The organism is Salinivibrio sp. PR919, assembly GCF_001995355.1.
GTDB classification, from domain to species: domain Bacteria; phylum Pseudomonadota; class Gammaproteobacteria; order Enterobacterales; family Vibrionaceae; genus Salinivibrio; species Salinivibrio proteolyticus.
Genome location: NZ_MUFL01000003.1, coordinates 1 through 24,994 on the forward strand (window position 1 = coordinate 1; position 24,994 = coordinate 24,994).

Below are 24,994 nucleotides of genomic sequence, written 5' to 3' on the forward strand. Positions count from 1 at the left end.
CAGTGGCACGGGTGCCAGTAATAAAATCTCAGGGAAGCCAAACCAACGCTCGGCTACTGTCTCACTCACCAGCGGATTGACAATACTGATAGCTAATACGCCAAGCGCCGCAAGCCAGCCACCGCGGCGAGACCATTTCGCCGCGCGCTTTTGCAAGTCCCCTTCCGTTTTCATCACCAGCCAAGTGCCACCAATATAGATGTAGGCGGCGGTCACACAAAGGCCACTTAACAGTGCGAACAAATACGCCCCTGTGCTGTCATCAAACGCCAGTACATAGCGGCCAATCATGTAGCCTTGTGTCATCGACGCGATAAACGAGCCCGCTTTAAAGCAGCGATCCCAAAGGTCTTTGCGCTCTGGTTTCACTTTGGCACGAAAATCAAACGACACACCACGTAGAATAAGACCCGCCAGCATCACGGATGTAGGCAAATACAACTCGGTCAAAATCATGCTGTGTGCCGCAGGAAAGGCAATCAACAACAAACCTACCGCCAGTACCAACCACGTCTCGTTCGCATCCCAGAATGGGCCAATCGATGCAATCATACGGTCTCGCTGCGCTTGGTTGCAGCTCGGCAACAGCATCCCCACTCCAAGGTCGTAGCCATCGAGCACGGCATACATAAATACCGAGAAGCCAAACAGCAGCAGATAAATTTCAGGCAGATAAGGAGTTATGCTCATGCGTTCACCTCTTTATTCGGCTGAGCGTGGTTGTCTGACTGGTACTCGGGCAGACGTTTTTTGGCTAAGAAGAACAAGGTACGGATATACGCCACCATCAACACCGCGTAGAGCGTAAGGTAGATAGTTAACGTAATGCCGACATGCGAGCTTGCCACGGGTGTCACCGCATCCGCGGTTTTTAGCACCCCCTGCACTAGCCAAGGTTGACGACCGATCTCTGTGACATACCAGCCTGAAAGCGTGGCTACCCAACCCGAGAATGTCATGGCGACCAGCCCCATCAGATGCCACTTCGGCATCGGTTGATTACGCCATACGCGATAAGCGGTAAACCAGCTCACCACCAGCATAAGCACACCCACTCCGACCATAATGCGGAAGCCGAAGAACAATGGCTTCACCGGCGGATGATACTCAAAGCTTTCTAAGCCTTTGATCTCACCGTCGAGTTTGTGAGTCAAAATCAAGCTCGCCAGATTCGGGATCCCCACTTCAAAGTCGTTAGAGCGTGTTTCTTCGTTTGGAACCGCAAACAGCAGCAAAGGCGCGCCCTGCTCGGTTTCCCACACACCTTCCATCGCCGCGATTTTTTGTGGCTGATGCTCGAGTGTGTTTAGGCCGTGCATGTCACCAACAAGCACCTGCAATGGGATCAGAATTGCTGCAGCGGTAATACCCACTTTCAAAGGCTTGTCCGATACGCCTGAAGTCGGTGACTTTAATTTCTGATAAGCAGAGATCCCCGCGATTAAGAAAGAAGCGGTCAAACCAGACGCTAATAGCATATGGCTTAAGCGGTATGGCATCGACGGATTGAAAATCACTTCAAACCAGCTAGTTGGGTGCACCACACCATCAATGATTTCAAAACCGGTTGGGGTATGCATCCAGCTATTGAGCACCAAAATCCAGAATGCAGAAATGGTGGTACCAATCGCCACGAGCAGGGTTGCGAGGGTATGAACCCAATTCGGCACACGGTTCTTACCAAACAACATAATGCCAAGGAAGGTGGCTTCCATGAAAAATGCCGTCATCACTTCATAACCCAATAATGGGCCAGCGATGTTGCCGACTTTCTCCATAAATCCGGGCCAGTTGGTCCCGAATTGGAAGCTCATCGTGATGCCGGACACTACGCCCAGCGCGAAGGTCAACGCAAACACTTTGACCCAGAAGTAATAGGTATCTAGCCAGATTTGCTCACCGGTACGGTTATATCTGAACTTGAAAAACACCAGCATCCACCCTAAGGCGATCGTTATAGTGGGAAAAAGGATGTGAAAGCTGATGTTGGCCGCAAATTGGATCCGCGACAACATTAAGGTATCTAACATGACATTACCCTCAGGAGTTTAACTGCCCGATTGTTCGTTGGACTTACTGTGAAACAACTTGCCAGACAGCTCGAGAAGCTTGCCGACACTGCTGCCCAGTTTCATCAGGTTCTTCAAATGCTCAGGTTTCATTTGCTGAACATCGTCAAACCAATGGTTAAACAGCTCGAGAAGATCGTGGATCTCATGCAACTGCTTAACCGAATGACTCTCAGCGTCATCTTCACTTCGCATAAAGTGTGCACGCAGCATAGATAAGGTGGGATCCACCTCTCGCTTCTTCCTCTCAGCGAGTACCTGCTGCGCCAACTCCCAGATGGTGCCGTTAGGCACAAAGTAATCCTTTCTATCTCCGGGGGTACGCTGTGAGCGAATCAAGTTCCAGCCGTGCAATTCTTTGGTTGCCATGCTGACATTGCCACGAGATATATTGAGCGCCGACACAATGTCATCGGCACTTAACGGTTTTTCACTCAACACAATCAGTGCCAGCATTTCGCCGACCGAGCGGTTAAATCCCCACCGACTTCCCATTTCGCCGAAATGCATCACCACATTTCTTAGCTCTTGCGACAGCTCCATCTTGATCTCCCTCACAGTGCTTCTGGGGAATGATACGGAGTTTCTTTGCTGAGGATCAATGAATATTTCGAATTTTCAGAAATTATTGAAAATAAAAAAGTCGATTTGTAACAAGGAATGAAGGAGAGTTATGAATACGTTACRTTTGCGGGAAGGAGAATCGACTAAGACTGCATAGGTTAAGCGCTTTCGCCGCACAGCGAAAGAGCGATGACATACTCAGATACATATTTGATAGATTTATAAACAACGGTAGTCATTTGAATCACCAACAAATAAGGTAGCTATCATTATGAGCGATGAATAATTTTCTGGAAAAACTGCGCCTAGCCTTACTCGGACATCTACACTTTTACGAGCATATGTGGAGTCTATAAAAAGGTAATGACTCCGCGGGTTTGGACAACGGGAAGTAAGTAGTTATGTTCAAAAAGACTCAACGCGCGCTAGACGCTTGCCAGAAAGAAAAAGCAGAGCTTCAAGCAGAGCTTAATGCTCTCCAACAACACATCGCCTCAATTTTATTTACGCCCGACGGGACGGTCATCGATGTGAATGATCGTTTACTTGCCATTATCGGTTACCAGCGAGACGAGGTAATCGGTCAGCATCACCGCGCAGTCTGTTTTGAGGACACGGCAAACTCGTCAGAATATCGCCAATTCTGGCAAGCACTGGCGCAAGGAAAATCTCAGCAAGGCGTGTTTAGACGCCGCCACAAAGAGGGGCATGAAATCTGGATGGAAGCAACCTATGTGCCCATCAAAGATGAAAATGGGAAAGTCACCAAGATACGTAAACTTGCCGCTGACGTTACCCAGCGATACCAACAATCAAAGCGTCAAGACGCTATATTGGAAGCCATTGATCGCTCATTGGCAGTAATAGAATTTGAGCCGGACGGTACTATTATTCGCGCCAATAAAAATTTTCTTAGTACGGTCCACTATAAAGACAGTGAGATTATCGGTCAGCATCACCGTATTTTTTGCGACCAAGACTTCTACGATGAGCTCCCCCACTTTTGGCAATCACTGGCAGACGGTCAATTCACCGCAGGACAATATTTACGCCGCGATAAATACGGCAATGAGGTATGGCTAGAAGCCACGTACAACCCTGTGTTCGATGCCAATGGACGAGTAGTGAAAGTGATTAAATTTGCTACTAACATCACAGATACCGTCAAGAAAAATCAGGCTGTGAATCATGCAGCTGAACTGGCTCAAGCGTCGTCTGAGCAAACGCTAAAAGACAGTGAAAGCGGTAGCGTGCTATTGCAAGAAGCGGTGCAGCTATCGCAAAACGTTTCTGAACAAGCAATAGAAGCCTCCAACCAGGTCAATCAGCTGAACCAACATGCGCAAAGCATTGAAAACATCGTCACCACCATCAAACAAATTGCCGAGCAAACCAATTTGCTCGCATTGAATGCCGCTATTGAGGCTGCTCGAGCCGGTGAACAGGGACGTGGTTTTGCGGTCGTGGCAGATGAAGTACGCGGTTTATCACAGCGAACCAGTAAATCGACCACCGAAATCGCGGATGTGGTTGATGAAAACCTGCAACTGATTAAGGGGGTCAGTGAGGCGATGGAAAGAGTAAGTGAACAGTCCACGCTCGGACAAGAAAAAGTCACGGCGGTGGATGAAGTGATGAAAGATATCCATGCCGGTGCGCAAGAAGTCTCGGATACGGTTCGAGGACTGACTCACTGAATAAAATACACATCGTCAACGGCCGTATAGATAACTAATAACCTAACACCGAGCCATTGGATTATGCGTCAACAATCAGATGAGATTAGCGTGCCAGATATACCTTGCCAGCCATCGTCCGAGTTACGCCTATCGGAGCTCATTGTCGCGCTGAGTACGGCGCTCGACATGACCGAAGGTCAACCTCCCGAGCACTGTATGCGTTGTGCTTGGATGGGCATGAAGCTGGCCGATGCGCTCGATTTTTCGCCCCAGCAGCGTCACGATCTTTTCTATGCCTTGCTGTTAAAAGATGCGGGGTGCAGTAGCAATGCCGCACGGATCTGCGAGCTTTATCTCACTAACGATTTATCCTTTAAGCAACGCTATAAAATTGTCGATGGCAGTTTATCTAGCGTGCTCAATTTCGTGCTCAAAAATACCGGTGTTAAACGGAGCTTCATGGAAAAGCTTTCCACGACGTTAGATATCATACGAAACGGGGATATGTATGCCCAGGAGCTGATTGAAACCCGTTGTACGCGTGGTGCAGAAATTGTGCGTGAACTAAGGTTTAGCGAGGCAGTTGCCAACGCGGTTTACGCCCTAGACGAGCACTATGATGGAGGTGGACGCCCTGACAGTTTAAGCGGTGACGCGATCCCTCTTTATGCACGTATCGCTTTGATGACCCAAGTTATTGATGTTTTTCGCACCGAATCCGGCATTGAAGCGGCACTACAAGAAATCAAAGCGCGGCGAGGAACTTGGTTTGACCCTCACCTGGTAGATACATTTATTGAATGCGCTAACGCCCCCCACTTTTGGCAGCACCTTGATGCCCCCCAACTGAAAGAACAGGTCCTATCGATGGCTCCTGCTACCGCAACGGTGTGGGTGGATGACAACTACCTTGATGCGATAGCCGCTGCCTTTGGCCGTATTGTCGATGCCAAGAGCCCGTTCACGTCCGGCCATAGCGAGCGAGTAGCTGTGTATGCAAGCTTGATCGCAGACGAGCTTGGCGTGAGCGAGCAGGACAAAAAGTGGCTCAAGCGCGGCGCGTTGCTCCATGACGTCGGTAAACTGGGTGTTAGCAACGATATTCTTGATAAACCCGGTAAACTTGACGACGACGAGTGGGAGCAGGTCAAGCAACATGCCGCATTGAGTAAAACGATTCTCTCGAAGATCCAGCAATTCCACGATCTCGCCCAATTCGCGAGCGCGCACCATGAGAAGCTCGATGGTACCGGTTACCCCGATGGAGTACAGGGCGGGGATATATCACTTCTAACACGCATCATTACTACCGCGGATATATTCGACGCCATCACTGCAGAGCGGCCGTATCGTGGTCCTATTCCCGTGGATAAGGCGCTGAGTATCATGCGTGAAGAGGTGGATACGGCAATCGACCAACGGTGTTTGGATGCGCTCATTGCTGGACTCGATACCCTTCCCGATCACTTTATGGTCCACGACGCTACGTCGATCACATCATAGGCACGCCCTATCAGGTATATAGGTTTAACCCATTTTCTTTTTTGATATCGGGCAGTTATCCTATTTCCATCATTTGAAGCGACACCGTTTCCAGTGCTTGGCGTTTGCTATCTGTAGACGTCAAACACATTGATTTTGCCACTAAGGAGGCATTAGATGAGTAAACAAGCAGCATTGATTGGACTAGACAGCAGCAAAGCCGCCGAGCTAGGCGCGCGTTTGGACACACTATTGGCGAACTATCAAGTGCTTTACACCAATGTGCGTGGCTTTCACTGGAACATCAAAGGTAACGACTTTTTCGAGTTGCACACTAAATTTGAAGAAATTTACACCGATCTTCAAACCAAGATTGATGAAGTCGCTGAACGTATTCTCACTATCGGTGGTACTGCTGAGCACCGCTTTAGCGAGTATTTGAAAGTCAGTGAGATCAAAGAGCACGATCCTGAAGCGAATGGCCAAGCTGGTGTCCGCGCACTGGTTGAAGGCTTCAGTGTTTTGATCGCCCTGCAGCGCGACATCATGAACCTTGCTGGTGATGCAGGCGATGAAGGGACATCTGCGCTAATGAGTGATTACATCCGCGAGCAGGAAAAACTGATGTGGATGCTCAACGCTTACTTAAACTAACCATGAGTCAGTAGGATTCAGCAAAAAGCCCGCGTGATGCGGGCTTTTTTATATTCTGTTAGCGCACCTTAACCCTACTCAGACACAGACCAAACCACTTGCGTTCCATCACTCAACTGCGCCATCAAGCCTTTTGCGGGCACAGTGATGCCCGACATACCGACTGGTTGGTCGGTAAAGTTGGCGGTTAGCGTCGACCCATCGCTAAATTGGGTCTGCTGCACGCGTCCGCGTTCGTCCAACCAGCGAAAGTCCACCAAGGCTTTGTCCCAAAGGGCTTGATGAATTGGCATAAAGCCCTGTTGGTAATGTTTAATCGCACGAATCCGAGGTTGCGATGGCGACGTTGCTTCATCACGACTTAAATGCACCATGGCGGGTACATTATAGAGCATGGCCAATAAATCTCGCTCGGCTCGGACATTGGTAAACTTTAGGCTATCGCTATGCCAATGGTGGCTATTGATCACCTCATCATGGAACACCGCTTGATAAAGCGGGATACGAAATTGGGGCGCAAATAACAATGCTTGGTACAGCGGCTTCACTTTCGCCGGCTGAAAGAAAAAAGCGGGCTTGTTATCCGGATACCAAGGACCGAGATAATAGGGAGATGCACGATTAGACTTCATGTCTTTATCTGTCCATCCAAAACCAATCGTTTCTAGGCCATGAGCAAAAGCGATGCCCTGCGTGGTCAAACTGTTGCCATCTTCCGAGCCCAACACGACAGCCTGACGATCTACGATCGATTTCATCCGTTGATTGAACGCCGCCAGCATATCGACTTCGCGAGTATCCCGGCGATAATCTTCTCGCGCCATCGCAGTCGCATCCACATCAATAAACAAGCTATTGAAATGTCCATATTTAATGATATCGGCGATACGCTGAGCGACATAATCAACATCACAGGCAGGATTGAGATAGAAGCCGTTGCCGCGAAACCCTTTTTTCAATTTGCCATTGCGCTGTTCAATCGCACACGATGTGCGCATCACATCCGGTAATTGTGCAGTCAGCCAGCTATCGTTCACGCCACGTGGGATCGCGGTATTGTAGGAGTCATAGGGGCCAATTAAATAGCCCGCTTGCTTGGCTTTTTCGACGACATGCGGCTGATAAAATGCCGGCATCCAATTGTCCAAGCCTAACCACAATTGACGGATACCCGCTTTGTGTAAACTGTCGAGCATCTCAGTGGAAAGCCCCTGCCCCCACTGGTCTGCCGGTTTAAGGTACTGTCCTGCCCTCGAAGCTAACCACTTTTTACGTTGCTGCGCGGCCTGATACTGCTGTTTGATGGTATTGTCTTTTTCGGTGGGAGCGGTCGCCGAAAAGATCTCTGCCAATGCACGATTAATGCCATTCACCAAAGTGTTTTTATGATATTTGCTAAACCAGCCTTGGTCACCGGAAAGCTCTCGGAGCACCGCTTTGGTCTCATCATCAAGCGGCAATGGTGACGTATTCAGCGCCCAATGTTTAAGTCCCCACCAATCCTTCACATCATCACGCGCAAGCGGTCCTTGACCAAATAAATACACATGGGTCGCGCCAATTAGCTTGGCCGTTTCAGGGTTTTGTTGCACTTTTTTCGCCAACGAGGTTGCTTGATGCTGCCCTTGCCGCCACTGGCGATACCATTTAGCCCCATCCAATGGATGCTGACCCGGTTTAATCCTTACCACAAAGGGGTCATGGCGATTTAACGGCGTAAAGGTATGAACCGCGCCCGTCGCAAGTTTGTCATGTTTGCGAGCAAAACTCAGTCGGTTATTGGTGGCGGTGACTAGATGGTAACTGACATATTGACGACCTATCTGAGCTGTCCAAAACGGCATTTTTAGATCTTGCGTGGTATTCGCACCATCTCGGCTTGCCTGCAGATAGTCAATCCATTGCGGATGATCCGTGGGTATTCGCATTCCTTCGCTAAACGGCAATAATAAGGCTTGGGTGTCCTCGACCGGTAAATTAAACCAATTCACTGAAACGGGGCGTTGGCGTGTCACTTTAGCGTTGTCATCCAACGACATAGACAACGTCAACACGTTATCCAAGGTGGCAGATACCTCGATATTGGCAGGTACCCAGCGCCAGTTAACTTGATTTGGCGCTAGGTGACGTATATTCACCACCTGCTGGGGCTGCTGACCCACCGCCAAATTAGCGTCATTAATGGGTAGGCTGTCCCAGTGCATCCTCAGATCGCTAGGGTTAATGGTGACGTGTGTATCTTGATGGGTCAAAGTGAGAGGCGCTGCGTAGGGAGTTAAGCTGAATAGCGTTAGGCTCAACGCAACACAAGAACAATAAAAAGATGATAGGTTCACGCGATGTCTCCAGTTGATGTCAGCGCGCTATTAGATGTCAACTTCCTCCCTTATTTGTCACCTCGCTGTCTCTTTATTCGCTATTCACTGCGTCAGTGCGCTCGACAGCATTGGGTAGGGGTAGTGCTAATCGCTCAACATAGCTCACCTTGATCGAGCCTTGGTATTCAAAGTGACTCACGGTTGCACTCAAGTGGCTTGCAGTAGCAGGCGGAGACGTCGGCAAATCAACCTTAACGGGTAATGCACCCTCAGCGGTTCGTCCAGAGGCATAAATTGGCGCTTGATCCACCCAACGATAGGCATCGTCCAACCATAGCCAATACGCCGTGGCAGGGGCACAGCTTTGTGGCGTTGTCGGTAAATCAATCGCCAGTTGCATATCAGGATGGCCGGTGAGTTGTACCCAAGGACGACGCGGTAGTCCGTAAATCACCAAACTGTAATGCTGATCGCCAAGTTTGAGTTCGTAAACGCCCGGATCCACTTGGGTAAACAATTGGCCAGACTCAATCTCTTGATAGCTGGCTTGCGCCGTAAGTGTGGCGCTTAACACCGTTTGCCCACTAGGATCCATAAGTGTGACTCGCGTTGTTTTTACCACCTTCTCCGCCGAGAGCTTGATTTCATAGCCAAGGCTCGACGCCCCCGCGCGACGTACAAAAGAAATGGTCAAACCATGAGGGATCCCTTTGCCATTAGGCTCGGTCAAACGCTGTCCGCAATCAGTTTGATTAATAATGGCGTGTTTTAGTGCCGCCCAGTGCGACTCGTCAACGGGCGCTTGCGTCAGCGCAAACATCAACTCTTGCCAAGCTAATGTGGGCTGTTCGACCAACAGCGCCTGATAAGCCTCGCGCATGGGCGTATCCATAAACCAAGATTGTTCAGCCTGCGCGCTGATACTAGTCAAGCCCCAAAGGGCTGCGATACCGATACGGTGCCACATCATTGTGCTATCAACCTATACCCCACCCCACGGTGAGTTTCGATGGCAAGATCAGGGAGTTTTTGCCGTAAACGCAAGACATGATTATCCACGGTTCGAGTTGTCGGAAAGGCTTGATAACCCCAGATTTTATTAAGCAGCTCCTCGCGGTGAAACACCCGACCTTGGTTTTGTAAAAGCAACAATAATAAATCAAACTCTTTGGGCTTTAGCGTGACCGCTTCATTTTGCCAATATACCGCGCGTGAACCGGGCTCGACCTTGATACTGCCATACAGCAGTTGACTCTCTCCCAAGGGACGAAGCTGGGCATAAATACGGGCCAACAGTTCCTGATGTGCAAATGGCTTGACCACATAGTCTTTAGCGCCCGCCATCAAACCTTCAACCCGTTGCTCCACTTCAATTTTAGCGGTTAATACAATGACAGGTAACGCTTTCAATGCCAGCCAAGTAGGGAGATGCGCCAAGCTGTCGCCGTCTGCCAATTGGCGATCCAAGATCACTAAGTCCGCGTGATACCAATGCTTCTCAACCTTTGCGCTTTCCATCAACCAAGTACAGTTAAAACCTTGTGTTTCTAAAAACTGACGTAGGCCCTCACCCAATAATTTATCGTCTTCAATCAATAATAAGTGGCTCATTGGGGTAACTCCAAGATACAGCAAGTCGGGTGCCGTTTTATCAATAGCTTTCCGCCCATTTGACGCATTAAACGCGCCACCAAGAACAATCCAATGCCCATATTGTGTTCCGAGGTTGGCGCTTGACAGCGCCGCCATAATCGCTGCCACCATGACGGAAACACGCCATCATCGTAAACACAAACACGGACACGTTTTCCCACACACACACGAATCCATACGGTTTCCCCACCATGTTGATGCGCGTTTTTAATCAAATTTTCCAAGCAAATCGATAACCAATAGAAGGGTAACGTCAGCGTGCGATCGTCCTCGAGGGTATAGTCAATATCAAAGGGGTCACATACGTGATCGAGCCAATCAGACAGCGATGCCGTTTGGGTCTTAAACTGCTCACTCTTATCCGTACTCAAGTAGCCTTTGCTGGTTTCGGTCAATTGACTCAACCTTTGATGATCGGCCAACAGTCGCCACAATACATCTTGCGCATCTTCGCTGAGTTGGTCGAATTGATTACGCAGCATTTCGACGGTTAACCCCAAGCTGGCAATCGGCGTGCGTAACTCATGCGTCAGCAGTTGAAGTATAAATTGTCGCTCTCGACGCTGTTGATAACGATCATACACACTACGCGCTAGCCCGATCACTAAAGCAATACAGACCAGCACGAGTATCGCGGTAAATACACCTTGATAAGCCGGGTGGAGTTGGTTGCAAATATTGCCATAGCGATAGTCACAGCCGGTCGACTCAGTCGACAAACTGAGTCGATAATGCTCCGCAATCGGCGACCACACAGATTGAGGCAATACCTTCCACCCCAATTCGCCATTCAACCACAACTGGTGATTATCTAGATAGGCACGATAACCACTCAGTAACGCGTCACGCCCTTGCGCACTCAGGTCATTCAATGACTGGTGTAGGGGGTGCTGTGCGTTATCGAGTGTCAGCCGTTGGATAATTTCAGGTGGTGGTGATGTCATCGGATAAGCGGCAAGATAACGGTCCGCATAACTGCCTCCCGCTGGATGCAATAACGGATTTTCCACAAACCATGCTGGCGGTAATGATTGACCGTTACACAAAGCAAGTTCAAAGCGCTGCGCAATCAATAACTGGGGATCGACAATGCGGGGATTGGCTTGACACCGCTGCGCCGCCTGATGCAATGCAGCCAGATCTTGCCAGTTAAAATGCGTAAAATCGGGGTACTGTGCTTGGCTTTGCAGCAGGTTTTGCGAGTATGCATTGAGCGAAGGCTGAGCCACCACCAAATGACCGGCCTGCCACGCTTCATCATAAAAGCCCTTGAGTTGCGTTTGTAGCTCACTGGCCGCCACTTGACTGCTTAGTAAAGCGAACAGTAACGCGGCTAACGCTCGAAAACCCAATCGATTCTCCCCAGACCTATCATTGCGACTAATGATTAAATCATAGCTAAGCGGTAAGGGGCTGTGTCACCCGAGTGTCAACATCAACGTTATCAATGAAGCGTGTCGCATAAATGGATTAAAAGAAGGGTACGCGACGAAGAATAAGAGAAAAAGCGAAGAGCAGAAAGGGCGGAGGCCTCCCCAGCTGCATCCCGGCACACACGTCCCAAGCGCGGGCTGCTTCCTTCCGGACCTGACCCAGTACACAAGATAGTGTTGCGGGAGAACCAAGGAGGCCTCCATCGATATGTCGTTAAGCTTGCTTAACTGCGGGGCATTATGTGGCATGGCTGGATGCAATGCAAGGAGGATTGATAGCTTCGCCGCTTAACTGTTGATCTTATGAGCAATATCCACCCAGTCAGTCGTCCGGCTCTTCCAAAAACAAGTATTCCCCGATCCAAATTGCCGCTAGCATCGTTGCCCACGCGACCAAAAGCGACATGGTAAGTTGTGAGGGTGTCACTAGCGTGATCACCAAAAAAGGAACGCAAGGTAATACATGTAAAGCGATGGGACGCGAGGAGGCAAACCGTGGAGTCAGCCCTATCCACTGCAATAACCAGATCACCGCCACAACAGAAACACACCAAAGCGCAGTCGGCCAACCAAGCAGCACGGCAAGCACTGGTAGCAAAAGCCATGCACTTTGCCGAGGTGGCATGTACGAGCGCCATTGCTGTAGCGCGCCCCATGCCACGACTAATCCCAGCAATAAGACAGTGAATAGCCAAGGTGAACCGGCGAGTTTTGCCTCCGATTGCAGTGCCATAATGCCGGTCAACATTGCAACCATCACTGAACCCAGCAATAGTTTGACATGTATATGACGCAAGGGGTTCATCAACAATGACAAGGCGGGCAGCATCAGTAAACTGGTTGCACTGAGCAATGCAGGCAGCTGGGGCATGGCATAGGCAAACGCCCCCATCGCCAACACAAGTAACCAACTCGTGAGTGTCTCGGGGTAAAAGAAAAAAACAGCCGGGACGAAAATCGCCCAACTGGATAACGAAAAACCGGAGACCAAACTGGCTGCCGCTGCAATAGCGACAAGCAACGCAGGCCAAAGCAAAGAAGAGATCCGCATGCACACTCCTTGTGCTCCACTGACTCTTCTCAGTGTAGTGATTAGTTGCCGACTCGCACCAGTGTCAGGGTGGGATCAAAGGTATGATTCGTATCCGTGATCACCTTATTGACGGTATTGGTGATAAACAGCGGGCGTTCGTTCACATCAATTTGTGCCGTGACGACGTATGTGTGTATTGGAGAAATTTGGCTCGGATCGTAATTCAGTGAAAAGAGAATAGGCACTTGCTGGCCTTCGGTTACGAATGATTGTCGGCTAATCTCTTTACCGGGTGAACCCATTTTTTTCATTTCTACCAAACGGACCGTGACGCTGGCATTCTCAGGTAAAGCAAGTCGCTCACGATACACTAAAGTGCCGGAAACACTCGCTAAATCATTAGGTTGGCTATTCCCTGAACAGGCAGTAAACACTAAGGCAGTGAATAAGGCGAACAACAGAAACGATAGTTTCTTCATTAAAGAATCCTCACTGGTACGCGTTTGAATGCGGCAAAAACGCTAAGGTTATGATAGCTTGATCAATAACACTGGAAGCATAGCACGTATCAAAGACTTATGAGCCAACCACTGACAGAACTCTTACAATTACTGCAGCTTGAGCGGTTAGATACTGGCCTTTACCGAGGTCAAAGTGAAAACCTTGGACTGCCACAGGTGTATGGTGGGCAGGTCATTGGGCAGGCCCTATCGGCCTCTAAAACCTCGGTCGACCCTGATCGCTTTTTGCATTCATTCCACAGTTATTTTCTGCGCCCAGGCGATCCTGAGCAGCCGATCATCTACGACGTTGAGATACTCAGAGACGGAAAAAGTTTCAGTACGCGACGGATCAAAGCGGTGCAAAACGGCAAACCCATCTTCTATTTGACGGCGTCTTATCAAGAGGAGGAAGAAAGCTTTGAGCATCAAAACACCATGCCAACCGACGTGCCAGCGCCCGAGACCTTGCGCTCTGAGCAGTCACTTGTCAATGATATCGCTCACAAGCTTCCCCCCAATGTGGTCAAAGCCTTTGGGGGTGACAAGCCAATTGAAGTGCGACCTGCCACGGTGATCAACCCACTTAAGCCCCATGCCGCGCCGGCTAAGCAATATCTATGGATCCGCGCCAATGGTGAAGCGGGAGACGATTTTCATGTCCATCAGTATTTACTCGGCTATGCCGCCGATTGGGGCTTTTTGGTCACGGCCTTGCAGCCTCACGCAGTGACGCTGCTTACGCCGGGCATGAAAGTGGCCACCATTGATCACTCCATGTGGTTCCACCGTCCGTTTAGAATGGATGAGTGGCTGTTGTTTGCGATTGAAAGCCCCTCCGCCAGTGGTGCGCGTGGCTTTGTACGCGGCGAACTTTTCAATCAGCAAGGCGATCTTATCGCCTCAGCCACCCAAGAAGGCTTGATGCGTAAACTCTCCTAGCCATCAACGTCTCGAGTGTGAACGAGTCTGAGCAATACAAAAAAGGGGCATTGCGCCCCTTTTTATCTGTTTCACCCATGACTGGACCGCTACACCTGCGCCTCTTCCTCTAATGCGGCTAAATGCGCGCTGGCTTGCTGGAGTTGATACATCTGCCAGTAGCGGCCTTGCTGACGCAGCAGGCTTTGATGACGTCCTTGCTCAATCACGCGGCCACGATGCAAGACAAGGATGTTATCGGCCTCGGCAATGGTCGATAAGCGGTGCGCAATCACCACCACCGTCATCTGTTGGCGTAACCGATTCAGCGCCTGTTGTACAAGCTCTTCAGTACCGGAGTCGATATTGGCGGTGGCTTCATCAAGGATCAGAATTTTAGGCTGACGCACCAACACGCGCGCCAGAGCCAACAACTGGCGCTGACCGGCAGAAAAGGTCATCCCGCCCTCGCCAAGTAAGGTATCCAGCCCCGCTGGCAACCCTTTCACGTAATCTGCCAGCGCCACTTGTTCGAGCGCATGCCAGATTTTTTCATCGTCCAGCGTCTGCCCCAGCGCGATGTTTTCTCGCAAACTCCCCGTCAGCATGTGCGGATCTTGTTGCACCATGGCAACGCCCTCACGCAAGCTTTGATGACTCAAGCTTTCAATTGGTAATCCACCCAGCGTCAGCGTCCCCTCACCTGCGCGATAAAATCCCATCAGTAACGACGCCAAAGTTGATTTACCGCTGCCCGTATGTCCCACCAACGCCAGAAAGCCGCCGGCCGGGACGTCTACATTCACGTCTGACAACACCGGTGTTTCACCATCATAGGAAAACGACACATTCTGCAGTGCAATGGCACCATCAGGGATCGGCGTGGTGTCATGACCATATTGCTCAGGCGGCGTATCCATCATTTCGAAAAGCCGCTCACCGGCCGAGATAGCCTGCTGAAGCAGTGACAGTTGCTGCATCATTTCAATTAATGGCTCGGTGATCCGCCCCAAATAGCTTAAAAAGGCGTACAGCACCCCAACACCAATCACTGCTGTGCCGCTAAAGCCGAAGATAGCCACCAAAGACAGCAAGGCGGCCCCCGCCAATAAATCAATCAAAGGGCGGAGATAGATCCCGTTCAGGCGCTGAATGGTGACCATGGCATCCAAGTGATCCGCAGTCATATCACTGAATCGCGAGGAGAACGCCCGCTCTTGCTGCATTAGCTGGATCAAATTCATACCGAGCACAGATTCATTCATCACCCCGTTGATATCTGCTAGCCGATCTCGCGCCCGACGATACGCAGGCGCTGAGCGTTTTTGATAGCGCGCCATCACCAGCACCACACACGGCAGTAGCACCAAAACCACCATTGTCAGTTGCACACTGAGCATCAGCATCGCCACCAGCATCACACCAATCAGTGCGATGTTGCGTAAAAAGGTAGAAAGCACCGACACATACAGCTCTTTCAACGACTCGGTGTCATTGGTCAAGCGCGATACAATCCGCCCCATTGGCACATAATCAAAAGCTGACAGAGGCTGTTTAATCACATTGGCGAACACCGCTTTGCGAATACGTTGAATGATGGCCACCGCCATAGTGTTAAAACGCAGCTCGTACTGATACTGAAAGCCCGCGGAGACAATGGTCGATACGATATAACCGACTGCCAGTGCCCACATGATCATCGCCGGATAATGGTCTTTGGCGACATAATTATCGAGAAAGATTTGCACCAAATAAGGCCCTGTTACTTCGGCCACAGCCGCCACCAGCAAGAAAATCGTGGCAATCACAAATTGACGCCTGTCGCGGCGCATGTAGCTTAGCAATCGAAATAAGATCTCTCGCTTAGTCATGGCGCGGCTCCTCATCGGCTTCCAATGCCGCTTCCAGCTGCTGATATTGGTGCATTTCTTGATACCATCCTGGCTGTTGAATCAATTGGCGATGCTGGCCACGCTCTCGGACTTGCCCGTGGCTGAGTACCACAATTTCATCGGCGTTTTCGAGTGCCGATAAGCGGTGGGCAATCACTATCGTGGTACGGGTATGCTGATGCTGTTGCAGGTTCTGCAAAATGCGGTGCTCGGTGTCACCATCAACCGCCGACAAGGCATCATCCAAAATCAAGCACTCCGCTTCCACCAACAAGGCGCGGGCAATGGAAATACGCTGCTTTTGACCGCCAGATAAGGTGATCCCTTTTTCACCCACCGCGGTTTCATACCCGTGCGGCAGCTGACGGATGTCTTCATCAATGCAGGCAAGTGTCGCCGCCTGCTCGATTTCTGCTTGGGTCGCATCCGGACGACCAAGGGCGATGTTTTCCGCAATCGAGCGCGAAAACAAAAACGGCGTTTGCGTCACCACCGCGAAACGTTGTCGCCATGACGACAAGTCAGCCTCCGCTATCGACACATCACCATAGCGAATATCGCCCTTTTCAAGCTGGGTCAGATGAAGCAGCAATTGCAATAAGGTTGATTTACCACTGCCGACTGGGCCGGCAATCCCCAGCATGGCCCCAGGCGGAAGCGTCACATGGATATCTTTGAGGGCAAAACTGTCAYCCGGTTGCCACTTAAACTGCTCAATGGCCAGTGCTAGCGGCTGCATGGTGTCAGGCAGCGGCGTGTCACCGCCAACAATGTCTGGTTGCTCTTGCAGCAACGCATCAATCCGCGTCCAAGCCGCGCGCCCACGCTCAATGATATTAAACAGCCACGCCACCGCGAGCATCGGCCAGATCATCAAGCCTTGATACAAGGTAAAYGCGGTAAGATCCCCAAGCGAAATCTCACCGTTAGCGACCAAGTAGCCACCGCCAGACACGGTTAGGAAAAACGAGGCGCCAATGGTGCCTTGGATCACCGGCGAAAACAGCGCATCAACCCGTGCCACCGCGAGGTTTTTCTCCCCAGTACGATCGGCAACTTGATCAAACTGATTCATCTGGTGCTGCTCTAAGCCGAATGCACGTACCATACGCACCGCCGACAGTGAGGACTGACTCACCTCTGACAGCTCAGAAAACGCAGCTTGTGATTCGGTGAAGGTATGGTGCAAACGACGGCCAAAGCGATTGACCAGTACTGCCATTACCGGCATCGGTAACAGGGCTAAGAGTGTGAGCTGCCAGCTAATTTGGCTCACCATCACAATGAGCACGGCCGCACCTGTGATAATAGAATCCCCAGCGGTCAGGACTCCTTCACCGGCGGTCATTACCACTGCTTTTACATCATTGGTAGAGCGAGCCATGATATCGCCACTCGGATAGCGACGGAAAAAATGCGGTGATTGGCGAGTAAAATGATCATAAAGCCGGTTGYGCAGCACAGTACCTAGCTCGGCCGCGGCACCAAATAGCCAGACTCGCCACACAATGCGTAGCACATATACCACCACCCAAATGGCTAGCATACCCGCAAGTAACCACATCAATAGCTCAGTGGAAATCTCGCCCGCGACCACGCCATCGACCACATGGCCCACAGCCATCGGTGGAATGAGCTCGAAGACAGAGACAAATACCAAAATAATCATGGCGCCGACATAACGACGCCATTCACGTTTAAAAAACCAGCCTAACTGCCAAAACACCTTCATGAGGTCTCCTTTTTATCCCCGCCTTTTTATCATCAGAACGACCTATCGGATCGGTAAGGCGGTGGTGTACTTAAGCGCTTCCATGGCGAATGTTGATGTCACATTATTCAGACTTGGCACAGAATTGACCAGCTTTTTATAAAAATGATCAAATCGAGTCATATCAGCCACCTGCACCTTCATCATGTAATCATATTCTCCCGCCATACGGTAGAATTCCATCACCTCAGGGAACTCGGTCACCACCTCGGTAAAGGTCTTGTACCACTGCTCACTGTGGTCATTGGTTTTGATATGGACGAAAGCGGTAAATGCGAGGCCAACGGTTTCGGGGTCAAGCAATGCCACCCGCCCGCGGATCACCCCTTGTGATTCCAGCCGTTTCAGCCGCTTCCAACAGGGAGTCGTGGTTAAATTCACCCGTTCGGCCAACGCAGCCACAGACCAGTTGGCATCTTCCTGTAGCGCCGCGAGTAAAGTGCGATCTATCTCATCTAAAGTGACAGTCATGAAAAATTATTTCCATTAAGTGCTATACGTGAGTTTATTTTTCTCTTTTGGTGGCATTATAGAGCAAAAATAGCAAGGTTTTTATCCCACACTTTACGTAAACTGGTGCTAATTACGCATTCGGAGACGCATGATGACAACCTCACATCCTTGCCATACTTGGGTCGGTAACGCGATTCGCCTGATTGAAGCCGACTTTAAACGCTCTGCAGATACCCATTTAATTAAGCTCGATCTCCCTAGCTTTACAGACATTGATATTTATCTGAAAGACGAAAGCACCCATCCAACCGGTAGCTTGAAGCACCGCTTGGCGCGTTCTTTGTTTTTGTACGGCTTGTGTAATGGTTGGATTGATGAGCACACCACCATCATTGAAAGCTCGTCAGGCAGTACTGCCATTTCCGAAGCGTATTTTGCCCGTCTGCTTGGCTTACGTTTTATTGCCGTAGTGCCCAAAAACACCGCGTGTAAGAAGATTGAGCAAATCCGTTTTTATGGCGGTGAAGCGCACTTTGTCGAGCGGTCAGATCAGATCTATGCCGAGTCTCGTCGCCTTGCTAAGGAGCTCAATGGCCATTACATGGACCAGTTTACCTATGCCGAGCGAGCGACCGACTGGCGTAGCAATAACAACATTGCCAACCGCATTTTTGATCAAATGCAGTACGAGCGCTTTCCGATCCCTAGCTGGATTGTGATGAGCCCGGGCACCGGTGGCACCTCAGCGACCATTGGCCGCTACATTCGTTATCGTTGTCAACCGACTCAGCTGATGGTGGCCGATGCTGAGCATTCGGTGTTTCACGATTACTACCTCACTGGCGACAGTGCATTAACCACCGATAAAAGCAGCCGCATTGAAGGGATTGGACGGCCACGTGTCGAGCCCAGCTTTATTCCCGGCGTGATTGATAGAATGACCACAGTGCCGGACACTCACAGTATCGCCACCATTCACTGGCTAGAAAGCCAGCTTGGCCGCAAAGCCGGCGCGTCTACCGGTACCAACCTGTACGGCGTCTTGATGTTAGCAAATGAAATGCGCGCCAACGGCGAGAAAGGCTCTATTGTCACCTTGCTGTGTGACAGCGGCGAGCGCTACCTAGACACCTATTACAACCCTGATTGGGTACGCGAGCACATTGGGGATCTCGACCAAGCGACCCATGATTTGCAGACGGTGTTGGGGTAACGCGTCATCGTCTCCAACTAGGTTCACAAAAAGGCGAGTGAATTATTCTCGCTCGCCTCGACGGACATCGGCCTGCAAGGCATCAAATTTGTCGTGCAGGCGCATTAGTTCAAGCTCGAGTTTTAGATTGATCTCGTAGGTGGCTTTTTGCTCCATCCTGTCTTTTGCCGCTTGGCGGTTTTGCGACATCATGATGATCGGCGCTTGGAAAGCCGCCAGACTGGATAACCCAAGGTTCAGTAAAATAAAGGGATAGGGATCGAATGACGCGTCTCCCACTAACCAAGCCGTATTCACGACAATCCAGCCAATGATGAATGCGAAGAAAAGCCCGATAAATGACCAAGAGCCACCAAATGAGGCAATTTTGTCCGCCACCATTTGCCCAGTGGTCAAACTTTCGTGGAAGGACTTGTTGACGTTCTCAGACACTGCGGTGTTATTGGCAATGCTTTCAATAACTTTTTGTTCTCCCGAACTAAGGCTACCAAATGGCTGGCCGAGCAAAGCTTTGGCTAAGTTCTCAAAATATTTTTTCATCTATGACTCCATGCCAACACGCACAATACCAACGGGGTATGATGCAGCGCTTATCATTAAGCGATTGAAATAGAGTAGATTARCGTAGGGACTCCGCAAGTGATGCCCACCCGAAAGCCTGAGGCAACCACTGCGGTAAGACTGAATTATACCAATTAAAATAGCGGTCGCGATTGGGTGTGCCACGCTGGGTCAATAGGTTAACGACTTCTACAACTATCCATGCTTTTGCCAAGACAAGCTCAACAAACAGTGAATGACTATCCACACTTGGAATTGCTGCTTTGTAGAGCGCGATTATCGCTTGATAGGCTGTTTTATCTCCCATTCCCGCGACCAAAGGTGCTAAATCAATCACTGGTGAACCTTGCCCAAAGCGCTCCCAATCAAACAGCACTAATGTACCGTCTTCACGTCTTCCCCAGTTGCCCGGATTAGTATCACCAGAGAGTACACAACGGGGCGTGAACAATACATCGCTGTGATGTTGTAACTGATACAGCATACTTTCAAGCTCGGGAGTCAAGCTGAGCTGTTCAAGCGCGAATTGTGTTTGCGGTAAAGACCATTGGTGGTGTTTGAAGTGTGGCTGGATAGGTAGCTCGATACCATGTAGGCGAGCTAATTGCTCAAACGTATTGGTATCTTGCGCAAGTTCTTCTATYGAAACCGCATGTGGAATCCATTCCATACAGAGAGTCGTCTCACTCACCTCGAACAAGGCTGGCGTGTTCACACCGACTTCGTTGATATAAGGCGCAACGGATAGGTAAAAGTCCCGCTCAACTGAGGTTGCATGAGTTTTGGTGATACAAGCCCGACCCTGATACGTTGAACGGCAGACCGACGCCTCCCCCATTTGAGCTAGGTTTTGTCTATTCATTGCCAACACACCTCACCCAGTTGGATCGCCATTCAGGTGCTGGCATGTCGTCAGGCCAAAACTCTTGTTGATACGCGATACGACCAGCCTTCAGTGTATGAAAAGTAATTACTCGATCGTTAACAACACCATCAGTCACTCCAACATCTGTCACCACCCTATCGCCTTCAGCAATACAAGAGTAAACGGAGAATGTCCATAGACCATTTGCAGGATAGGCCGTGTTTAGTGCGACAAAGTCATCGCGCCCAACGATCAATTCTCCTGACTGAGGCCAGAAGCATTGATAGTCATCACTGAAGTACTCACTCGCTTTTGAGAAGTCATTTCGTTGCATGGCTTCCCAAAACGCGAGAACAACATCCTTGTTCGTCATGCTTATTCCTTGGTTATGTCTTTGATAYGTCCTTACAAACTAAATCCGGCGGGCGCGGATGGTGCGGCCTTTCACTTTTCCATCATTGAGCTTACGCAATGCAGCTTTAACGCAAGATTGTGACACGGCAATAAACGCCACATTGTCGAGTACATTGATTTTGCCGACCTGCTTACCATCAATGCCCGCTTGGCCCGTCAGCGCGCCCAAAATATCACCCGCGCGTACTTTTTGTTTTTTACCTGAGTCAATCATCAAGGTTGCCATTTCAGGCTGGTAAGGCGCAGTGTCGAGCAAATCTTGCGGCGGCAGGGCTTCGGGGAGAAAATCACGATCATATTGATCGCCAATCATCGCCAATTTATAGTGCTCGGCATCGTTATATAACGAACACGCCACCCCTTTTTTGCCAGCGCGACCGGTACGGCCGACACGGTGTACATGAGTTTGTGGATCGTGGGCGAGTTGATAGTTGATCACCATATCCATGTCATCAATGTCTAAGCCGCGCGCGGCCACATCAGTGGCCACCAGCACAGACGCACTTTTGTTGGCAAATTTTACCAAGGTGCGCTCACGGCCACGCTGTTCAATATCGCCATGCAAGGCAACGGCGCTAAAACCATCATCTTCTAGGTTATCGCAAACTTGTTGTGTTTGAGCTTTGGTCGTACAGAACACCACGCAGCTTTGCGGCTGAAAGTGCAATAACAGTAGCTTTAACGCTTGATAACGTTGCTTATTGTCATCGACTTTATAAACGTGTTGCGAGATTGTACTTTGCGTTTGCACCTCATCCACTTTAACGGAGACAGGGTGGCTCAGCACTCGCTGGGYAATCGCATTGATCGAGCGCGGGAAAGTGGCGCTAAATAACAAGGTTTGGCGATGAGCTGGAACACGCGCAATGATAGCATCCAAGGTATCTTGGAAGCCCATATCCAGCATCTGATCGGCTTCATCCAACACCAAGGTCTCAACATCATCAAGGCGCAAGGTGCCTTTGCGTAAATGGTCATCCACACGCCCTGGAGTGCCGACAATAATGTGTGCACCATGCTCCAATGAGCCAATTTGTGGGCCAATCGATACACCGCCACACAGCGTCAGCGCTTTGACATTATGGCGACCACGCGCCAACTTACGCATCTCAACCGCCACTTGCTCGGCCAGCTCACGGGTTGGACACAGCACCAAAGATTGCACGCGAAAGCGTTTTACGTTCAGTTTGGCTAACACACCTAAGCTAAATGCCGCCGTTTTCCCCGAGCCAGTTTTAGCTTGGGCAATAATGTCTTTGCCACTGAGCACAGACGGTAAACTCTGCGCCTGAATGGGCGTCATCTGCGTATAACCCAAGGTTGCCAAGTTATCGAGTAAATCAGCAGGTAACGCGAGCGAGGAAAAAGCGGTATCAGTCAAAGTCGTATCCACAGCAAAAGTAAATCATGCCGCGCCCAAGCACGGCCAAAAAGGGGGCGTATCATACCAGAGTCTGATTGCTGCCACATTAACCAATTAGCGCCACACTCTTGATAACCGCTTTGTCGCCTCATGTATTTTGTTGCGTAATTGTTAGACCAAGCTCCGTATTTACCTTTGCGCGGCTTGTCTTGTCATTGTGCTTGGTGTGCAATCAAGACACACAATTAAGGAGGATTGTCTTGTGGCAAATATCCCAGTAGAAAACTACCCGCTCTCTCATACGCAGGCGATTGTCTGGAACGACATGGATGCCCTGCAACACATCAATAACACCGTGTACTTTCGCTATTTTGAAGATGTGCGTGTGGTGATGCTTGAAAAACTGGAAGTATTCGAGCTAGCCAAACGGCTGCATGTAGGCCCCGTGGTCGCCTCAACTCGCTGCGATTATCGCGCCCCTTTGGTGTATCCAGATACCATCACCACCGTCGCTTGGGTCGAGGATATTCAAGAAAAGCGCTATGCGATGAAGTATGAAATCTACAGTCACAATCAAGAACGCTGTGTGGCCGAGGGCGAGGCCTTGATTGTCTATTGCGATTTTAAAACCGGTAAAAGCTGCCCTATCCCAGCCGAGACGCTCGAAGGGTTAAAAGCTTTTGTGGCGAAACAGTAACTTTATTCCAAACTAACCTCTTCAGGCTCGCCCACTCTGGTTACAGACGGCGCGCCTGGGGCGTTCCAGCGAAACAAGGTGATATGCCAAGTGCTGGGATCTTTTCGCGACGGGTCAATCAAGCCAATTTCATTACCACTTCTCAGCGTATCGGCCACCAACCAACTGGATGGTGATTCGCCTTTTGCTAAGGCCGCTTGCCAATCAACGCTGGATAAGATTTTGTATTGCTGGAGTTCAGGATGACGCAAATCTACCAGCTCACAGGGGTCAACCTGATACCGCACAAGCACGCGTGGCGTTGTGATCTGGCTGGCGTACTTTTGCATGGCTACGCGCGCACTCTCTGCACTCTCGGTTAAATACAGCGCACTTTCACCCTGACGATTATACCGACCGTTCGGTCTGTATTTACTTTCTCGCATCAAGGCAGCGTCGATATGCTCAGGGTGACATACTCTGACAAAAATACCCGAGATAGGTGTGCGGCACAGGYGGGGGATTGCTTGCGGTTCAAGTACGTCCATAACTTGTGAATGTCCTTTATAAATCAACCATCAAGGCGTAGCTTAGCAAACAAAGAGGACGCAAATTGCGTGCCGACTAACGGATTGCATCATCGCATCTGGCTTGCTGTCGATACCGCACAGGGGTACCATCCGTGCTCTGTGTAACACTGGGTAAGTAGCACCGCCAAAGGACAAACCAATGAAAAAAGCCGTTGTGGTATTTAGCGGAGGACAGGATTCAACCACCTGTTTGATTCAAGCGCAGGCAGAATACGACGAAGTGCATTGCCTCACTTTCGACTATAACCAGCGCCACAAGCAAGAAATTGATGTTGCCCGTGAGATTGCTGCAAACCGCAACGTCAGTGCGCACAAGGTACTGGATGTTGGTTTGCTCAATGAATTGGCGATTAGCTCGCTCACACGCGACAATATTCCTGTTTCCAATGCACTGAACGAAAACGGCCTGCCCAATTCCTTTGTGCCGGGTCGTAATATCTTGTTTTTGACTTTGGCGGGCATTTACGCCTATCAAATTGGCGCTGAGGCGGTGATCACCGGTGTCTGCGAAACTGACTTTTCTGGCTACCCAGATTGTCGTAACGATTTTATTCAATCAATGCAGCAAGCCCTTGAGCAAGGCATGGATAGAAAACTCGCCTTAGTCACACCACTGATGTGGCTGAATAAAGCCGAGACTTGGGCACTGGCCGACCAGTATCACGCCCTCGATTTTGTACGCGACCACACCCTAACCTGTTATAACGGCATTAAAGGCACTGGCTGTGGCGAGTGTCCAGCCTGTCACTTGCGTCAGCGTGGCTTAGATGAGTACCTCGCCAACCAAGCAGACGTACAAGCCGCGCTGCAACGCAAACAAGCCGAAAACGCGTAATAGCGCAGCGACAAGAAATAAAAAACCGCCTCATTATGAAGAGGCGGTTTTTGTA

The 24,994-nt window shown here is 50.1% G+C and carries 24 protein-coding genes and 1 other RNA gene; 7 read left to right on the forward strand and 18 right to left on the reverse strand.

Annotation, left to right across the window (positions count from 1 at the left end):
• The 3 genes from cydB to BZG83_RS00830 all read right to left on the reverse strand — a co-directional run.
• A partial coding sequence (cydB, locus tag BZG83_RS00820) for a cytochrome d ubiquinol oxidase subunit II (protein WP_108744042.1) occupies window positions 1-684 on the reverse strand: 684 nt, incomplete at its 3' end.
• Between the two features lie 2 nt (window positions 685-686).
• Entirely contained in the window at window positions 687-2,030 is a 1,344-nt protein-coding gene (locus BZG83_RS00825) for a cytochrome ubiquinol oxidase subunit I (RefSeq protein ID WP_077478999.1), read from the reverse strand.
• 18 nt (window positions 2,031-2,048) lie between these two features.
• Entirely contained in the window at window positions 2,049-2,612 is a 564-nt protein-coding gene (locus BZG83_RS00830) for a GbsR/MarR family transcriptional regulator (protein WP_069588024.1), read from the reverse strand.
• 422 nt (window positions 2,613-3,034) lie between these two features.
• On the opposite strand from BZG83_RS00830, the gene BZG83_RS17080 reads away from it, so the two are divergent.
• The 3 genes from BZG83_RS17080 to BZG83_RS00845 all read left to right on the forward strand — a co-directional run bounded on the left by BZG83_RS17080 (window position 3,035) and on the right by BZG83_RS00845 (window position 6,448).
• Window positions 3,035-4,330, forward strand: coding sequence for a methyl-accepting chemotaxis protein (locus tag BZG83_RS17080; RefSeq protein WP_077479000.1), 1,296 nt, complete (start codon window positions 3,035-3,037; stop codon window positions 4,328-4,330).
• 168 nt (window positions 4,331-4,498) lie between these two features.
• Entirely contained in the window at window positions 4,499-5,815 is a 1,317-nt protein-coding gene (locus tag BZG83_RS00840) for an HD-GYP domain-containing protein (RefSeq protein ID WP_241825788.1), read from the forward strand.
• Between the two features lie 156 nt (window positions 5,816-5,971).
• Window positions 5,972-6,448: a Dps family protein gene (locus BZG83_RS00845; RefSeq protein ID WP_069588020.1), complete on the forward strand. Its 477-nt coding sequence runs from the start codon at window positions 5,972-5,974 to the stop codon at window positions 6,446-6,448.
• 74 nt (window positions 6,449-6,522) lie between these two features.
• On the opposite strand, the gene BZG83_RS00850 is transcribed toward BZG83_RS00845, so the two are convergent.
• The 7 genes from BZG83_RS00850 to BZG83_RS00880 form a co-directional block, all read right to left on the reverse strand.
• Window positions 6,523-8,784, reverse strand: a complete 2,262-nt coding sequence (locus tag BZG83_RS00850; RefSeq protein WP_108743618.1) for a glycoside hydrolase — start codon at window positions 8,782-8,784, stop codon at window positions 6,523-6,525.
• 73 nt (window positions 8,785-8,857) lie between these two features.
• Window positions 8,858-9,736 (reverse strand): DUF2861 family protein, encoded by an 879-nt coding sequence (locus tag BZG83_RS00855; protein WP_077479003.1) that lies wholly within the window; start codon window positions 9,734-9,736, stop codon window positions 8,858-8,860.
• Entirely contained in the window at window positions 9,733-10,377 is a 645-nt protein-coding gene (locus BZG83_RS00860; RefSeq protein ID WP_077479004.1) for a response regulator transcription factor, read from the reverse strand. The genes BZG83_RS00855 and BZG83_RS00860 overlap by 4 nt, the downstream gene beginning before the upstream one ends.
• A complete protein-coding gene (locus tag BZG83_RS00865) occupies window positions 10,374-11,771 on the reverse strand; it encodes an ATP-binding protein (protein ID WP_077479005.1) in 1,398 nt (465 codons plus the stop codon). Before BZG83_RS00865 ends, BZG83_RS00860 begins: the two co-directional genes overlap by 4 nt.
• Window positions 11,772-11,949: 178 nt before the next feature.
• Window positions 11,950-12,046, reverse strand: an RNA gene (gene ffs, locus BZG83_RS00870) — signal recognition particle sRNA small type.
• Window positions 12,047-12,174: 128 nt separating this feature from the next.
• Complete coding sequence (locus BZG83_RS00875; protein WP_077479006.1) at window positions 12,175-12,903, reverse strand: hypothetical protein; 729 nt, start codon at window positions 12,901-12,903, stop codon at window positions 12,175-12,177.
• A 41-nt stretch (window positions 12,904-12,944) separates the two neighbouring features.
• A complete protein-coding gene (locus tag BZG83_RS00880) occupies window positions 12,945-13,364 on the reverse strand; it encodes a YbaY family lipoprotein (protein WP_077479007.1) in 420 nt (139 codons plus the stop codon).
• A 99-nt stretch (window positions 13,365-13,463) separates the two neighbouring features.
• Here BZG83_RS00880 and tesB point away from each other — a divergent pair, with 99 nt between their 5' ends.
• Window positions 13,464-14,327 carry an acyl-CoA thioesterase II gene (gene tesB, locus BZG83_RS00885; protein ID WP_077479008.1) on the forward strand — a complete coding sequence of 288 codons (864 nt, stop codon included), beginning with the start codon at window positions 13,464-13,466 and terminating at the stop codon, window positions 14,325-14,327.
• Between the two features lie 89 nt (window positions 14,328-14,416).
• Here the strand turns inward: tesB and BZG83_RS00890 are convergent, their stop codons facing one another.
• From BZG83_RS00890 to BZG83_RS00900, 3 genes are read right to left on the reverse strand one after another with little or no spacing between them, the layout of a single operon-like run.
• The gene (locus BZG83_RS00890) at window positions 14,417-16,177 is read right to left on the reverse strand and encodes an ABC transporter transmembrane domain-containing protein (protein WP_069588012.1); all 1,761 of its coding nucleotides are present in this window, start codon (window positions 16,175-16,177) and stop codon (window positions 14,417-14,419) included.
• Window positions 16,170-17,930 (reverse strand): ABC transporter transmembrane domain-containing protein, encoded by a 1,761-nt coding sequence (locus tag BZG83_RS00895; RefSeq protein ID WP_077479009.1) that lies wholly within the window; start codon window positions 17,928-17,930, stop codon window positions 16,170-16,172. Before BZG83_RS00895 ends, BZG83_RS00890 begins: the two co-directional genes overlap by 8 nt.
• A 42-nt stretch (window positions 17,931-17,972) precedes the next feature.
• Window positions 17,973-18,440, reverse strand: a complete 468-nt coding sequence (locus tag BZG83_RS00900; protein ID WP_077479010.1) for an Lrp/AsnC family transcriptional regulator — start codon at window positions 18,438-18,440, stop codon at window positions 17,973-17,975.
• 133 nt (window positions 18,441-18,573) lie between these two features.
• Here BZG83_RS00900 and BZG83_RS00905 point away from each other — a divergent pair, with 133 nt between their 5' ends.
• Window positions 18,574-19,635, forward strand: coding sequence for a PLP-dependent cysteine synthase family protein (locus tag BZG83_RS00905; protein ID WP_077479011.1), 1,062 nt, complete (start codon window positions 18,574-18,576; stop codon window positions 19,633-19,635).
• Between the two features lie 42 nt (window positions 19,636-19,677).
• Here BZG83_RS00905 and BZG83_RS00910 read toward each other — a convergent pair whose 3' ends face one another.
• The 4 genes from BZG83_RS00910 to dbpA all read right to left on the reverse strand — a co-directional run bounded on the left by BZG83_RS00910 (window position 19,678) and on the right by dbpA (window position 22,856).
• Complete coding sequence (locus tag BZG83_RS00910; protein ID WP_077479012.1) at window positions 19,678-20,175, reverse strand: DUF1003 domain-containing protein; 498 nt, start codon at window positions 20,173-20,175, stop codon at window positions 19,678-19,680.
• Window positions 20,176-20,254: 79 nt separating this feature from the next.
• Window positions 20,255-21,058: a phosphotransferase family protein gene (locus BZG83_RS00915; RefSeq protein WP_108743619.1), complete on the reverse strand. Its 804-nt coding sequence runs from the start codon at window positions 21,056-21,058 to the stop codon at window positions 20,255-20,257.
• Window positions 21,051-21,434 (reverse strand): nuclear transport factor 2 family protein, encoded by a 384-nt coding sequence (locus BZG83_RS00920; RefSeq protein ID WP_077479014.1) that lies wholly within the window; start codon window positions 21,432-21,434, stop codon window positions 21,051-21,053. The genes BZG83_RS00915 and BZG83_RS00920 overlap by 8 nt, the downstream gene beginning before the upstream one ends.
• A 39-nt stretch (window positions 21,435-21,473) precedes the next feature.
• Window positions 21,474-22,856, reverse strand: coding sequence for an ATP-dependent RNA helicase DbpA (dbpA, locus tag BZG83_RS00925; protein WP_077479052.1), 1,383 nt, complete (start codon window positions 22,854-22,856; stop codon window positions 21,474-21,476).
• A 244-nt stretch (window positions 22,857-23,100) separates the two neighbouring features.
• On the opposite strand from dbpA, the gene BZG83_RS00930 reads away from it, so the two are divergent.
• Window positions 23,101-23,535 (forward strand): acyl-CoA thioesterase, encoded by a 435-nt coding sequence (locus BZG83_RS00930; protein WP_231637397.1) that lies wholly within the window; start codon window positions 23,101-23,103, stop codon window positions 23,533-23,535.
• A gap of 2 nt (window positions 23,536-23,537) precedes the next feature.
• On the opposite strand, the gene BZG83_RS00935 is transcribed toward BZG83_RS00930, so the two are convergent.
• Window positions 23,538-24,062: an RES family NAD+ phosphorylase gene (locus tag BZG83_RS00935; protein ID WP_077479015.1), complete on the reverse strand. Its 525-nt coding sequence runs from the start codon at window positions 24,060-24,062 to the stop codon at window positions 23,538-23,540.
• A gap of 181 nt (window positions 24,063-24,243) precedes the next feature.
• Between BZG83_RS00935 and queC the strand changes: the two genes are divergently transcribed.
• Complete coding sequence (gene queC, locus BZG83_RS00940) at window positions 24,244-24,939, forward strand: 7-cyano-7-deazaguanine synthase QueC (RefSeq protein ID WP_077479016.1); 696 nt, start codon at window positions 24,244-24,246, stop codon at window positions 24,937-24,939.
• Window positions 24,940-24,994 lie beyond the last annotated feature (55 nt).